Below are 13,566 nucleotides of genomic sequence, written 5' to 3'. Positions count from 1 at the left end.
TTGATTTCGCGCTTATGAATACATAGAAAGTAGCGCATTCTATTATTTAGGAGGAGAACTATGAATTATATCGATGACAGCTTAGCACTACATACGGACTTATATCAAATTAATATGGCAGAAACATATTGGAATGACGGAATTCACAACAGGAAAGCGGTGTTCGATCTTTATTTCCGTAATCTTCCATTTGGGAATGGGTATGGAGTCTACGCTGGCTTAGAACGAATAATCGAATATATGAATAATTTTCGATTTACAGATGCGGACCTAACTTATTTAAAAGAGATTGGTTATCAAGATGATTTCATTGAATATCTAAAAAGTATACGCTTTACTGGTACGATTAAGTCAATGAAAGAAGGTGAAATCGTATTTGCTAACGAACCAATTCTTCGAGTGGAGGCAAATCTTGCTGAGGCACAATTATTAGAAACAGCTCTATTAAATATTGTTAATTACCAAACGCTAATCGCTACCAAAGCATCACGAATTCGCCAACTTGTTGGAGATCAGCTTGTAATGGAATTCGGAACGAGAAGAGCACAGGAAATGGATGCGGCCGTTTGGGGTACACGAGCAGCTTTTATTGGAGGGTTTAGTGCAACGAGTAATGTCCGCGCTGGGAAATTATTTGGAATCCCTGTCTCAGGAACACATGCGCATTCGATGATTCAAGCATATCGAGATGAATATAAAGCGTTTATGAAGTACGCAGAACGTCATGAAGACTGTGTGTTTCTTGTGGATACATACGATACATTACGTTCGGGAGTTCCCAATGCTATCAGAGCAGCAAAGGAATTAGGGGATAGTATTAATTTCCAAGGAATCCGGTTAGATAGCGGAGATTTAGCGTATTTATCAAAAGAAGCAAGAAGAATGCTCGATGAAGCTGGTTTTCCAGATGCAAAAATTTATGCATCGAATGATTTAGATGAATATACTATTGCAAGTCTCCTTGCACAAGGAGCAAAAATTGATGTGTGGGGAATTGGCACAAAACTAATTACAGCATATGACCAGCCTGCACTAGGAGCAGTATATAAACTTGTGTCTATTGAAGATGAAAATGGTGAGATGAAAGATACGATCAAATTATCAGGAAATCCAGAAAAAATGACAACACCGGCTATGAAAAAGGTTTACCGAATTATAAATAAGGAAAATCAGCATAGTGAAGGAGATTATCTTACGCTTGAAAATGAGCATCCAAATGAACAAGATGAAGTAATGTTATTCCATCCGGTACATACGTACTATAAAAAGTTTGTTTCTAATTTTGAAGCAGTAAATCTCCATCATGATATTTTCGTTGATGGGCAGATTGTTTATGAATGTCCTGACTTGGTAGAAATTCAAACATTTACTACGAATCAACTCCATTTATTCTGGGACGAGTATAAAAGAACAAATTATCCAGCGGAGTATCCAGTCGATTTAAGTGAAGCATTATGGAATAATAAGATGAATCATATTGAACGAGTGAAACAAGCGGTAAAAGATAAAATTAATAAACATTAAATTGGAGGAGAAATATGTATGAGTGATTTACAAAAAACTATTATTGAAGATCTGCATGTAGAACCTGAAATTGATCCAAAAGAAGAAATCCGTAAGCGAGTGGCCTTTTTAAAAGCGTATTTGAAAAAGCATTCATTTTCAAAGGGATATGTACTAGGTATGTCTGGTGGGCAAGACTCCACACTGTTATCGAAGCTTACCCAGATTGCAGTAGATGAATTGAATGAGGAAAACTCTACAGATGCCTACCAGTTTATTGGTATGAAGTTACCTTATGGTGTTCAAAAAGACGCTGGTGATGTAGACGATGCTATTAAGTTTGTTGATCCAAGTAAAGTAATAACAGTAAATATTAAAGAATCTGTAGATGCAAGTGTAAAAGCTTTACATGAAGCAGGTGTGGAAATTAGTGATTTCTTAAAAGGAAATGAGAAGGCAAGGGAACGTATGAAGGCGCAATATAGTGTAGCAGGAGCACATAATTATTTTGTTTTAGGAACGGATCATGCTGCAGAAGCAGTAACAGGTTTCTTTACGAAACATGGTGATGGCGCTTGTGATTTAGCACCTTTATATGGTCTTAATAAACGTCAAGGCAAACAGATGTTAATTGAATTAAACTGTCCAGAGCATTTGTATAATAAGAAGCCTACTGCGGATTTAGAAGATGATCGACCAGCGTTACCAGATGAAGAAGCATTAGGGGTTACTTATGAAGAAATTGACGATTTCTTAGAAGGAAAAGAAGTTTTGGAAGACAGTAAAAAAACAATTGAAGGACATTATTTAAAAACGATGCATAAGCGTGAAGGCGAAGTAACGATATATGATCAATGGTGGAAATAATAAAAATAGCAAAGGATGAGCTGAATGTGAGCTCATTCTTTTTTTGTGAACAAAACGCTGTTTTAAAGATTATGCTATAGGATCTAGATTTTTGTTTGCTAGTAAACCATAGACAAGAGTATGATTTTGTCTAAAAATGAACAGACTTAAAGGGAAAAAGAAGCTATAAGTTGCGTTATAGTTAACTCTAAGATATAAAATAATATTATAAAGTGGGAATTAGCTTTAATCTATTAACATAAATAAACGCTAGGATAAAAGCAATTAACCCTATAAAAATCCAAATATCAAAAGGTTGGGATAGAGATTTTAAAGCGATTGTTTTTTATGCTGTTAATTATATTATTGGCTTTTTGGACGAAACCATATTGGGAAGATACTGTTCGTGATATTATTCCTGAGTCAATCAGTGATACTTTTCATTCTGCAACTGACCTTGCTACTCAAAGTATAGAAAATGAATTTGACTTTGATTTTGATAGAGTGAAAGATCAAGTTTCTATGCTCTACTCTTCCGTAGTTGATTCTATTCAAAATTCAGAACAAGAACCAGAAACTGAACCAGTAGAAAAGCCTGAACTGACAACTCCTGATGAACAATCATTTTCTGTTGGGAATGTAGAACTTGGAGATACAAAAACTGTGGTTGAAGAAAAGTATGGAGAACCTATGAGAGAAAATGCAAATGAGTATGGTGTGCAATGGTCTACCTATCATGAAAACTATCAAAATTTTATGATGGTTGCATATGATGAGCAAGACGTTGTGCGAGGGTTATTTACCAATCAGGATTTGGTTTCTTCACAGCATGACTTAAAATTAGGTGTTTCGAAAACGGCTGTGAATGAAACACTAGGTGAGCCAGAAGAAGTAATTCGTAATGGTTGGTTTAATTATCAAATCAACAGCGAAGGAGAATATGATATCTATCATATGGATGGAAGTTATGTAACGATTTTTTACGATATACATGAAGATGATGAAATGACGGCAATTCAATTAATAGATGAGGACTTAGAATCATCAAAAAAAGCGCTCTATACTCCGAGTAGCGAGCAATTAAAAGAAGGTTTTGAATATCAGCTTTTTGACCTAACTAATGCTACTCGTGTAAATCATGGATTATCTGTCTTAGAATGGAACGAAGACGTACGGGGTACTGCAAGGGATCACAGTACGGACATGGCAGAGAATCAATATTTTAGTCATACTAATCCAGAGGGGCAGTCTCCTTTTGATCGGATGCAAGAAGATGAGATTACATTTTTAAGTGCTGGAGAGAATTTAGCTTATGGGCAATTCAGCAGTATTTTTGCTCATCAAGGTCTAATGAACTCGCAAGGTCATCGTGAGAATATCGTAAATAGTAGATTTACCGAGTTAGGAATTGGTGTTGACTTTAACGAAGATAATCAGCCATTTTATACGGAGAATTTTTTAGATAAGTAATTGTAGTAATTTTAACCGTTTGGTAATGCTAGCCAAGCGGTTTTTTATTAATTAAGAGGGGAAGGTGGTTTTGATATGATGTCTGTTTTAAACAAACGCTTGATTAAGGGAGCTAGACTGGTGAAAGATGCTAGAAAAATTATAAGTCTCCTATTAGAATACAAAGCAATACAAAAAATGAATGGTAAATAGCGTAAATCTATTTACCATTCATTTATATTTATTAATTGTTTATTGGAATCATAAAAGCTGTCAGGTTGCTGATTTTACTTCCCGTAAAAGTGTAGATGTCACAAAAACCATAGGCTTTCTTATTGCCATTTTCATCAGAGAAATGCATCTCACCTTCTACAATTGCTGAATCTTTGTCTGTGAATATTCGGTTAACCTCATATTTATCAGCTACAAATCCGCGCATAGGTTCCATGTTGTTAATAAAAGCTTCCCTTCCTTTTAGAGAGGAATCTCCTATTTGATTCATTACCACATCATCTGTAATATGCTCGTATAAAAAATCGACATCTCCTACAGAAAATGCTTTATTAATTTTCTCTACCAATACCAAATCAATCGACATCATATTTCCTCCTTCATTTCCATATTTATAAAACCATTTTAAATAATTTTGCAGGTTTCTATTTCTTTTCATTTGCTAACTTTACTCGTATTTCTTTCTCTTGTTATAAAGTTTTGCATGAGCAATGAAAGAGACACTAGAATTGGTGGGTCGGAAATCCTAGGTTCATGAAGAATTAAATGTTCTGATGCTAGTTTTGATATTCCATCGACTGTAATGGGCTCTAGTTTTCGCACTCGTAATGTATGATGAGGTATGAGAATAGATGTAGAAGTACTACTCCATGGAAAGCCTGTTGCCATAAGATAATAAATACCTACAGGGATATCTTTGAGATGAAAATTACCTGTATTTCTAACTACTGTTCCAACTATAGGAAGGCCTTCTGGTATTGGTTTAGTGAAGAGACCAATGAAGATAATACCTTCAAACAGCGTTTCAGCTTCAACAGTACCAGATAGAGTGTTCGTAACTGGAGAGTGTAATGCCAATTGTTCAGAGGGAAGCTTTTCAATTTGTTTTACATAGAGTCCTGTTGAATTGTGCATTCTGCGAAATTGATTTGGGGATACACCAACACTTTTGGTAAATCGAGAAGTAAAGGTACCTAAACTTTGCTGTCCCACTTCTAATCCAATATCACGAATAGTAAAGTTAGTTTGCAATAGTAATTCCTTTGCTTTTTGTAAGCGTACAGAAGAAATGTAGTACTGTGGAGATACACCAACGTGTTTTTTAAAAACACGCGAAAAATGATAAGGACTATAGGCTGCATATTGGGCAAGCTTAGATAAAGTTAGATCCTCATCTAAGTGTTGATGAATATAGAGTATCGTATGTTGGATGGTATCGTTTTGAAACGTAGTCATAGTAAAGCACCTCCAAAAGGTATCTATATACATATTCCATTAAAAGAGAAAAAACCCTTTATAAAGGTTGTTCAAAAAGTCCGGTGAAAATGACATATATCAGGAGGACCTCCTGCTAGTCCTATGGGCAACAAGGGCTTATACAATTTGTTACCTGGTTATCTTCTTCCTATCTTTCACTTTAAAGAAAAAGGTTTGTGAAAAAAAGATTTAGTTATGAATTCCGTCTTGTTATGGAACGATTTTTACAGTATAATCTAACTATTCGAAGAAATGGACGGAGGTGAGTAGAGATGTTTTTTCATGAAATGATGCATGCGAATTGGATAGAATTCCTTTATTTTTGTCGTGCGAAATTTGCTGTAGTTGCGAATAACGGGATACGTGTGTCCTTTTTTAGTAGCTTAATAACAGTGAATGAATCGTGAAAAAGCATCTCTACATGCACATAAGAAGTAAATCCTATTAAATATGGAACTTTTTTAGCACAAAGAGGCTCGGATGCTCTTTGTGCTTTTTCTTTCTTCTTATTCTCATGAGAGGTGACATGAAAATAAAGGAGATATTTACATGATTACGTGTAGTATACAAAATATTAAAAAGATGTACGGTGGGAATATTATTTTCGATGGGATTAATTTGGAAATAAATGAAAAAGATAGAGTTGGGTTCGTTGGTAGAAATGGAGCTGGAAAGTCGACGTTGCTCAGGATAATGGCAAAGATAGAAGCCGCTGATGAAGGTAGGGTTCATTGGAGAAAGCATACAAAAGTTGGTTATTTAGAACAGATACAAGACGAAATGAATGGTTTAACCGTTTATCACGTTTTGAAAAATGCATTTGAGACTCTAAACGATTTAGAAAAGCAAATGCAGGAATATGAGGAAAAGATGAAAGACCCTTTAGAAAATGTATCCGATCTTGTTATCCAATATGGGGAGGTTCAAGAACGTTTCTCTTTTTTAGGTGGCTATGAAAGAGATGCGCAAATTGAAAAAGTCTGCCGAGGGATAAATATAATTTCATTATTAGAGCTGACATTTCAAGAATTAAGTGGTGGAGAAAAGACAAAGGTTGCTCTGGCAACAATCTTATTGAAACAACCTGATTTTCTATTGTTAGATGAACCTACCAATCATCTTGATATATCTGCGGTTGAATGGTTAGCTTCATATCTAGATGATTACCCAGGAACAGTGGTTATCGTGTCTCATGATCGTTACTTCCTCGATGAAACAGTAACGAAAATTATTGATTTAGAAGATGGGGAAGCAGTTTTGTATGAAACCAATTTTAGTAATCACATAAAGGAAAAGGAATCCAGGTTGTTAAAGGAGTTCCAAGATTATCAAGAACAGCAAAAGAAAATTAAGAAAATGAGAGAAGCAATCAAACGACTACGTGAATGGGCGAACCGTGCTAATCCACCGAATGAAGGATTGCATAAACGTGCAAGAAATATGGAACGTGCTATAGAACGAATGGAAAAGATCGATAAACCACTACTTCATCGAAATAAGATGGGATTAGATATAGAAACAGCAGATAGAAGTGGAAAAGATGTTGTTAGAATGGAAGACGTTAAAAAGCAGTTTGAAGACCATTTACTCTTTGAACATGTAGATATGCACATTCGATATCAAGAAAGGGTAGCGATTATAGGAGAAAATGGAACGGGAAAGTCTACATTAATTAAACTGTTATTACAGTCTCAACAACCCGATGCTGGAACTGTTTATGTCGGTATTAACGTGAAGATAGGTTATTTATCGCAACATGTTTTCCAAGATATCGATCCTACTTTAACGGTAATAGAAGCCTTTCGTGATGAAGTAGCTGTTGTAGAGGGAAAGGCAAGACATATACTTGCGCGATTTTTATTTTATGGATATGCGGTGTTCCGTAGGGTCTCTGAACTTAGTGGAGGAGAAAAGATGAGACTGCGATTAGCTCAACTCATGTATCAAGATATAAATACACTTATATTAGATGAACCCACCAATCATCTCGATATAGACTCACGGGAAGTGCTAGAAGAAGCTCTAGAAAACTTCCAAGGGACAATAATTGCAGTAAGTCATGACCGATATTTTCTTGATAAAATCTTTCAAAAGATATATTGGATAGAAGATAAAAAAGTCCATTCTTACAATGGAAATTACTCTTGGGCAAGAGAAAAAATGAGAGAGCAACTTTTGAAATTAAAAGACATACTGGTGAAGCCGGATAGTAAAATAAATAAAGATAACTCACCTCCACATGTAAGTAACCAATTAAAGGGAAATGACCAGAAAATTCTTCTCGAGGAGATCGATAAGCTCGAAAACGAATTAGCAATTATCGAAAAAAAGATGGAAGAATCAACAGATGTGGAGCAATTAATCCAGCTTCAAGAGAAAAAGGAAGAAATTGAACAGCTCTGGGAGAAAAAATATCTTTTAGTAGAAAAGTAAAATTATAGTAAAAAAGGCAGGTATTGTAGGCGATACCTGCTTTTTTATGCTAGGATATAAGTAGGAGGTTAAAATTACTTCCTTTTGGAGAAAATAAATATTATATCATATTCTGATAATTAATATTATTCTTTTATTGTTGTTGAATTTACTGTTAAAGAAGGTGCCGAGTTGGGAATTAATGATAACAAAATAGGATTATTTAAGCGTTTTTTTCTTAACAATCGCTTTGTGTTATTTCTCACAATTCTATTGTTAATTGGGTTAAACATACTTATTTTTACAAATATTTCTTTTGTGTTTACACCTTTTGTTGTACTTGTGAAAACAGTAGTTTTGCCTTTAGTATTATCAGCAATAGCTTACTATCTATTAAATCCACTTGTAAACTATTTAGAGAAGAAAAATATAAAACGGATCTATTCGATATTTGGATTGTTTATTGTAATTATTGGCCTTCTGACAGTTTTAATTGTTTCAGTGATCCCCGTTCTTCGTGAACAAATAATGAGTTTAATTGAAAATTTACCTCCGTTTATTAATGACATTGAAGACATGGTGGAGAGTTTAATAGGAAGTCAAGTGCTGAATCAATCTCAAATATTAAGTAGTTTAGATATTTCTAGTTTTGTTTCACAGATATCTGAAAAGTCATTAGACTTGATAGATACTGCCTTTAGTAATATTGGTGGCGTGATAGGAACGGTTACAGAAATTGTTCTTGCGATTGTAACGTTGCCTTTTATTTTGTTTTATTTATTAAAAGATGGTGAAAAGCTACCAGGGTATTTTCTGAAGTTTTTACCAGTTTCATTTCGTGATCAAACATATACGGTACTTAAAGAAATGAATACACAAATTAGTGCATATATTAGAGGACAGATTATCGTTGCTTTTTGTATCGGTGTATTAATGTATATTGGTTTTACTATTATTCAATTAGATTATGCTCCAGTATTAGCATTGATTGCCGCATTTACAAATGTAGTGCCTTACTTAGGTCCAGCGATTGCTATAACACCAGCATTAATCGTTGCTCTGGTAACTTCTCCTTTTATGTTGATCAAATTGATTGCGGTTTGGACGGTAGTGCAGCTGATCGAAGGGAAGTTTATTTCTCCACAGATTATGGGGAGAAATCTACGCGTGCATCCAATCACTATTATCTTTATCATTTTAACTGCAGGGAATCTGTTTGGTGTAGTCGGAATCTTGTTAGCAGTACCTGGATATGCTATATTAAAAGTTATTACTACACATCTGTTTGAATTCTTTAAACGAAGAAGTAATTTATACAATGAGAATACGATGACTCAAGATTCAAAAGAATAAAAGCGATGATCAGGAAAAGTAATCTCGACAAAATCGAGATTGCTTTTTATTTTTTTATTGCATCTGTTATAAAAATGTGTATATAATGTATATACTGTATATATACATTATATATGAAAGTGAAAACCAAGTAGCCGAATCAGAAGGGGATACCTATCGAAATAGGATAACTATTAATTATCAAACATTTAATTTAACATTATAAAAAACATAAAATTAGAGGGATTAGCATGAAAGTAATAATTTCAAACAGTTCAAAAGAGCCCATATATGAACAAATCACAAATCAAATTAAATCGTTAATCTTATCAGGTGAATTGCAAGAAGGGGTGTCATTACCATCTATACGCCAACTTGCAAAAGATTTGAAGATAAGTGTAATCACTACAAAACGTGCTTATGAAGAACTAGAAAAAGATGAATTTATTTATTCTATCGTAGGTAAAGGATCATTTGTAGCGGAACAAAATCTAGAGGTTATTCGTGAAAAAAAATTAAAGGTAATTGAAGAACAACTAAATGCTGTAATTATAAACAGTAAAGAGATTGGTCTTTCATTAGAAGATTTACAACAATTATTAGACATTTTATATGAGGGGTGAACTATATTGGAGAATGTGGTGGAAATAATGAATGTGTCGAAGGAATTGAAAGGTTTTTCTATTAGAAATATGGACTTACATATTAAAAAGGGATTTATTACTGGATTTATTGGTGCGAATGGAGCCGGAAAATCCACTACAATAAAAATGATGATGAATCTATTACGGCCGAACTCTGGAGAAGTGAAAGTATTTGGTTTGGAATATTCGATGCACGAAAAAGAAATTAAGGAACGTATTGGCTTTGTTTATGATGGTAATGTGTTTTTTGAAGGCTTAAATCTAAAAGATATTAAGCGAATTGTTGCGCCAGCTTATAAGAGATGGGATGATAAAATCTTTCATCAATATGTGAAGCAATTTGATCTACCACTAAACAAACCAATAAAGAATTTTTCTAAAGGGATGCAAATGAAGGCGTCTCTAGCTATAGCTTTATCCCATCATGCAGAACTAATTATAATGGATGAGCCCACAGCTGGACTAGATCCAATTTTTCGTAGAGAGTTGTTATCTATATTACAAGATTTGATGATAGATGGAAATCGTACCATTTTCTTTTCAACCCATATCACTTCTGATCTAGATAGAATAGCAGACTATATATCATTTATTAGAAATGGAGAAATTGTATTACATCAAACAATCTATGAAGTTTTAGAAAATTATGCTTTAGTAAAAGGTGAATTAGACCTCTTAGATAGAGATACTGAACGATTCTTTGAAGAAATACAACGTACATCTACAGGATTTGAGGCATTAACGAAAGACATTGATCAAGTAAAGCAAATTTTTGGAGATGAAGTTATTATTGATCCAGCTTCTCTTGAAGATATCATGTTTTATTTAAAAGGGGGTAAACAACATGTTTAATCTGATTAAAAGAGATTTAATTCTTCAGAAGAAGCAAATAATCATCTATATGCTTATCTCAATAGGTTTCATTTTGTTAGATAAACATCATCCTGCATTTATATTCTTAATCTCTAGTATATTTATTCCATTTAATACACATGTCTACGATGAAAAAACGGAAACGAATATACTTTTAAACTCGCTTCCATATACGCGTAAACAAATTATCGCAGCGAGATATATAGGCGCTGTTGTCTATATGTATTAGCAATGGGGTGGACGAGTATTGGGTTTGTTATTTTTGGTAAATCCTTTACATTGACTGATATTTCGGTAGGTATTGGCTTGTTTCTTACTTTTGTTGCATTTGCTTATCCGTTATTTTATATCTTTAAGCCGGGAAATATTAGCATAATTGTTCTGGTTGGTTTTCTTGTTTTTTCTGCTTTGTCCTCATTTATTGTTCCATTTTTATCACAACACGCAACATTTTTAATGCAACTAACCGAAACAATGCTATACACTTCTGGGGCAGTATTCACGATACTTATGTTTACGTTATCATGGGGTATTACACATACCATTTACCAACGTAAGGCATTTTAGATAAGTATTAAAACAGAGTTTGGTTTTCTTCAGAAACGAATGATATTTATGGCTCTATAGGAGATCGCTATATTGAGAACCTCCTGGACTCTTCGAAAGTGGATCATGTTACCGGCTTGAGGTGAAAAATTTTCGCAATTTATCTGGTTGAATTTAGCTCGCATATTAGACTTAGCAAGAGGATTCGTGGGGGAGAGACGCCCCCCACGAATGAATGCAACATTTATAATTTCGTTGGTCGCTTTTTACTGGAGTACATGGAAGATTCAATTAGGATTTCAATAACAACTGCAAAAATAAATACAATCCAAGCATATTGAATTCCTGCTAACATCCAGAGAATAATAAAGATTCCAATGGCACCTACCCACAGTGCTCCAGATAGCATGCCTCTTTTTGTAGCATGTTCAGGGTTTTGATAAGCATTGGAATAGTACTCTTCCCATTGAGCTTCCTCTTCAATAACCCAAGGTTTTAAACGTTTTTTCTCTGTGAGTAATAAAAAGCCGATTGTTAATAAGGCAGGAAGTAAAAATGGAATTAATATACCAATTACAGCGACTGCCTCACTATTCTCCATAAAATACTGGGAAGTAGAAATCGTTGCTCCAAAAAGAATGGATGCTACAGCTATAGCATATATCAATGCACGTCCCCGATGCATAGGGTGTTTTCTTGATGTTTCTGTTGTTAAAACTAAATAAACCAAAGTAGCTCCTGCAGGTACAAGAAACGGTAAAAATGTTGAAATCGCATAGAATAGATTATCAGTTGCAAAGAAGGTAATCATACTGGTAATTAAACCAAATAATAGCACCCCTGCTGTTAAAGTATAGGCAATTGCATAACTGATGCTAAGTTTTGATGTAGAATCTATATACATTTTACCTATTAGTTCCTTACGTTTTTCTTTACTAAAATCATCAGCAATCTCAGTAATATTCCCTAATTCAGATACAGCATTTGTAAAGGCGTCTTCCGATGAATATCCTTTTTTCTGTAAATCATCAATACGATCTTGTAGATTGAAAATAATCTCTTCTTTAAAATCTTCTAATTCAAGTGTGGGTTCATAGTTGTGAAACAGATTGTTCACGTATAATCGAATATCGGTATTCATATTTACTCCTCCTCCAGAAGTCGATTAAGAATTTTTTGGGTGAATTCCCAATCCACTTTATTTTGTCGATAACGTTCTTTGCCTGAATCAGTAATTCGGTAATATTTCCTTCTTCCTCCTTGGCTTTCGTCACCCCAATAAGCAATAATGAAACCGTCTTTTTCTAAACGCTTATAACTTGAATACAGGGTGGCTTCTTTCAATTGATATAATCCATCGGTTCTTTCTAAGATGGTTTTATATATTTCATAGCCATAGTTGTCTTTATTCATTAAGATACCAAGGACAATCGTATCTGTATGTCCTCGTAGTAAATCTGCTGAAACTCTACCCTCCACGAGTTTACCTCCTTTTCCTAAATCCATCGCAAAAAATTATTATGACAGACATAGTAATTATTTATATCATCATATTACTATGTCTGTCATAGTAAGTCAACGTGTAAATATATATAAAACAAAAAAACCGCCATTATGGCGGTTTTTAAAGTTAATCAGCATTTTTAATTTTTTTCCATTGTCTTAGGTAAAGAAACGTAATTACAATTAAGAAAATCATTAATATAATTGTTACAAAACTTAGTGTCCATTGATCGGAAAAGTTTTTAACTGCAATTCCACCCATTGACCATAAGAAAACAAGTAATATACTCCAATCGCGTACCGAGAATAGTACAGCCATACTAATTAAGATGATTACGGTAAGTGCGAGGTAAGCAAGTAATAATTGTGTAGAATTAGTAACTTCTAACGTTGCGACACTGAAGTAGATTATATTGGTTGCAAAGGCAACAATTAACCATCCAAAATAAATAGATACGGGAATTATCATTGAATAACTTGCTCGTTGTTGGCGTTGATAGGCATATAGGATGAATACAGATAATAAATGTAATCCAAGGACAATCAGTGCTATTCCATCAAATAAATAATGCCAAAAAACAATCCAAAGGGCGTTAAATACACATGTTGATATAAATATCCACATTAACGTAGCAGTGACTGGTTGCTTATGAAAGCTAATTCTTATCAACCAATAAAGTAGTCCGATATAAATAACTGTCCAAATGCTAAACGTATAACTTGCTGGTGTAAAATATACAGTATACATATTAGATACTTCACCTGTGCTATATCCGTTTAACGGAAGGATATTTGCTAAAGCATTGACTGCAATCATAGCGAAAAAGGCTATGTACATAGATATTAGTTGTATCGTTCGTTTTTCCATCGTATCACTCCAAACTGCTTTTCATATATGTACCCAAATTTTTACAATTTTAATCATCATTACTAAACCATTTAAGAATAAAGACAAGAGAGTTATAATGTA

At 33.9% G+C, this 13,566-nt stretch carries 13 protein-coding genes and 1 pseudogene; 9 read left to right on the top strand and 5 right to left on the bottom strand.

All coding sequences use genetic code 11. From position 1 onward, the window contains the following. Positions 1–60 precede the first annotated feature (60 nt). The 3 genes from ABC346_RS01435 to ABC346_RS01425 all read left to right on the top strand — a co-directional run bounded on the left by ABC346_RS01435 (position 61) and on the right by ABC346_RS01425 (position 3,819). Entirely contained in the window at positions 61–1,524 is a 1,464-nt protein-coding gene (locus ABC346_RS01435; RefSeq protein ID WP_413233201.1) for a nicotinate phosphoribosyltransferase, read from the top strand. An 18-nt stretch (positions 1,525–1,542) separates the two neighbouring features. Then, positions 1,543–2,370, top strand: a complete 828-nt coding sequence (gene nadE / locus ABC346_RS01430) for an NAD(+) synthase (protein WP_413233200.1) — start codon at positions 1,543–1,545, stop codon at positions 2,368–2,370. 318 nt (positions 2,371–2,688) lie between these two features. Continuing rightward, complete coding sequence (locus tag ABC346_RS01425; protein WP_413233199.1) at positions 2,689–3,819, top strand: CAP domain-containing protein; 1,131 nt, start codon at positions 2,689–2,691, stop codon at positions 3,817–3,819. A 223-nt stretch (positions 3,820–4,042) separates the two neighbouring features. Here ABC346_RS01425 and ABC346_RS01420 read toward each other — a convergent pair whose 3' ends face one another. Next, a complete protein-coding gene (locus ABC346_RS01420) occupies positions 4,043–4,396 on the bottom strand; it encodes a nuclear transport factor 2 family protein (protein ID WP_413233198.1) in 354 nt (117 codons plus the stop codon). A gap of 68 nt (positions 4,397–4,464) precedes the next feature. Beyond that, positions 4,465–5,265: an AraC family transcriptional regulator gene (locus tag ABC346_RS01415; RefSeq protein WP_413233197.1), complete on the bottom strand. Its 801-nt coding sequence runs from the start codon at positions 5,263–5,265 to the stop codon at positions 4,465–4,467. Positions 5,266–5,558: 293 nt separating this feature from the next. Between ABC346_RS01415 and ABC346_RS01410 the strand changes: the two genes are divergently transcribed. The 6 genes and pseudogenes from ABC346_RS01410 (at position 5,559) to ABC346_RS01385 (ending at position 11,114) form a co-directional block, all read left to right on the top strand. After that, the gene (locus ABC346_RS01410; protein ID WP_413233196.1) at positions 5,559–5,693 is read left to right on the top strand and encodes an RAxF-45 family protein; all 135 of its coding nucleotides are present in this window, start codon (positions 5,559–5,561) and stop codon (positions 5,691–5,693) included. Positions 5,694–5,835: 142 nt separating this feature from the next. Then, positions 5,836–7,719 carry a ribosomal protection-like ABC-F family protein gene (abc-f, locus tag ABC346_RS01405; protein ID WP_413233195.1) on the top strand — a complete coding sequence of 628 codons (1,884 nt, stop codon included), beginning with the start codon at positions 5,836–5,838 and terminating at the stop codon, positions 7,717–7,719. Positions 7,720–7,890: 171 nt separating this feature from the next. Continuing rightward, the gene (locus ABC346_RS01400; RefSeq protein WP_413233194.1) at positions 7,891–9,051 is read left to right on the top strand and encodes an AI-2E family transporter; all 1,161 of its coding nucleotides are present in this window, start codon (positions 7,891–7,893) and stop codon (positions 9,049–9,051) included. Positions 9,052–9,281: 230 nt separating this feature from the next. Continuing rightward, positions 9,282–9,653, top strand: coding sequence for a GntR family transcriptional regulator (locus ABC346_RS01395; RefSeq protein ID WP_413233193.1), 372 nt, complete (start codon positions 9,282–9,284; stop codon positions 9,651–9,653). A 6-nt stretch (positions 9,654–9,659) separates the two neighbouring features. Further along, positions 9,660–10,526 carry an ABC transporter ATP-binding protein gene (locus ABC346_RS01390; protein ID WP_413233192.1) on the top strand — a complete coding sequence of 289 codons (867 nt, stop codon included), beginning with the start codon at positions 9,660–9,662 and terminating at the stop codon, positions 10,524–10,526. Further along, positions 10,519–11,114: pseudogene (locus ABC346_RS01385) on the top strand (ABC-2 transporter permease). Before ABC346_RS01390 ends, ABC346_RS01385 begins: the two are co-directional and overlap by 8 nt. 223 nt (positions 11,115–11,337) lie before the next feature. Here ABC346_RS01385 and ABC346_RS01380 read toward each other — a convergent pair. The 3 genes from ABC346_RS01380 to ABC346_RS01370 form a co-directional block, all read right to left on the bottom strand. Then, positions 11,338–12,234, bottom strand: a complete 897-nt coding sequence (locus ABC346_RS01380) for a permease prefix domain 1-containing protein (RefSeq protein WP_413233191.1) — start codon at positions 12,232–12,234, stop codon at positions 11,338–11,340. 2 nt (positions 12,235–12,236) lie between these two features. Beyond that, positions 12,237–12,572, bottom strand: a complete 336-nt coding sequence (locus ABC346_RS01375; RefSeq protein ID WP_413233190.1) for a PadR family transcriptional regulator — start codon at positions 12,570–12,572, stop codon at positions 12,237–12,239. Positions 12,573–12,723: 151 nt separating this feature from the next. After that, positions 12,724–13,464 carry a TspO/MBR family protein gene (locus ABC346_RS01370; protein WP_413233189.1) on the bottom strand — a complete coding sequence of 247 codons (741 nt, stop codon included), beginning with the start codon at positions 13,462–13,464 and terminating at the stop codon, positions 12,724–12,726. Positions 13,465–13,566: the final 102 nt, after the last annotated feature.

The sequence above is a fragment of the Oceanobacillus phoenicis genome, from assembly GCF_047238145.1.
Lineage (GTDB): Bacteria > Bacillota > Bacilli > Bacillales > Amphibacillaceae > Oceanobacillus.
This window is presented reverse-complemented; position numbering and strand designations above follow the sequence as displayed.

Excerpts from the sequence above, each read along its gene's own strand:
- nadE (WP_413233200.1), top strand. The coding sequence starts at position 1,543 with ATGAGTGATTTACAAAAAACTATTATTGAAGATCTGCATGTAGAACCT.
- ABC346_RS01420 (WP_413233198.1), bottom strand. The coding sequence starts at position 4,396 with ATGTCGATTGATTTGGTATTGGTAGAGAAAATTAATAAAGCATTTTCT.
- ABC346_RS01380 (WP_413233191.1), bottom strand. The coding sequence starts at position 12,234 with ATGAATACCGATATTCGATTATACGTGAACAATCTGTTTCACAACTAT.
- abc-f (WP_413233195.1), top strand. The coding sequence starts at position 5,836 with ATGATTACGTGTAGTATACAAAATATTAAAAAGATGTACGGTGGGAAT.
- ABC346_RS01410 (WP_413233196.1), top strand. The coding sequence starts at position 5,559 with ATGTTTTTTCATGAAATGATGCATGCGAATTGGATAGAATTCCTTTAT.
- ABC346_RS01435 (WP_413233201.1), top strand. The coding sequence starts at position 61 with ATGAATTATATCGATGACAGCTTAGCACTACATACGGACTTATATCAA.
- ABC346_RS01370 (WP_413233189.1), bottom strand. The coding sequence starts at position 13,464 with ATGGAAAAACGAACGATACAACTAATATCTATGTACATAGCCTTTTTC.
- ABC346_RS01415 (WP_413233197.1), bottom strand. The coding sequence starts at position 5,265 with ATGACTACGTTTCAAAACGATACCATCCAACATACGATACTCTATATT.
- ABC346_RS01395 (WP_413233193.1), top strand. The coding sequence starts at position 9,282 with ATGAAAGTAATAATTTCAAACAGTTCAAAAGAGCCCATATATGAACAA.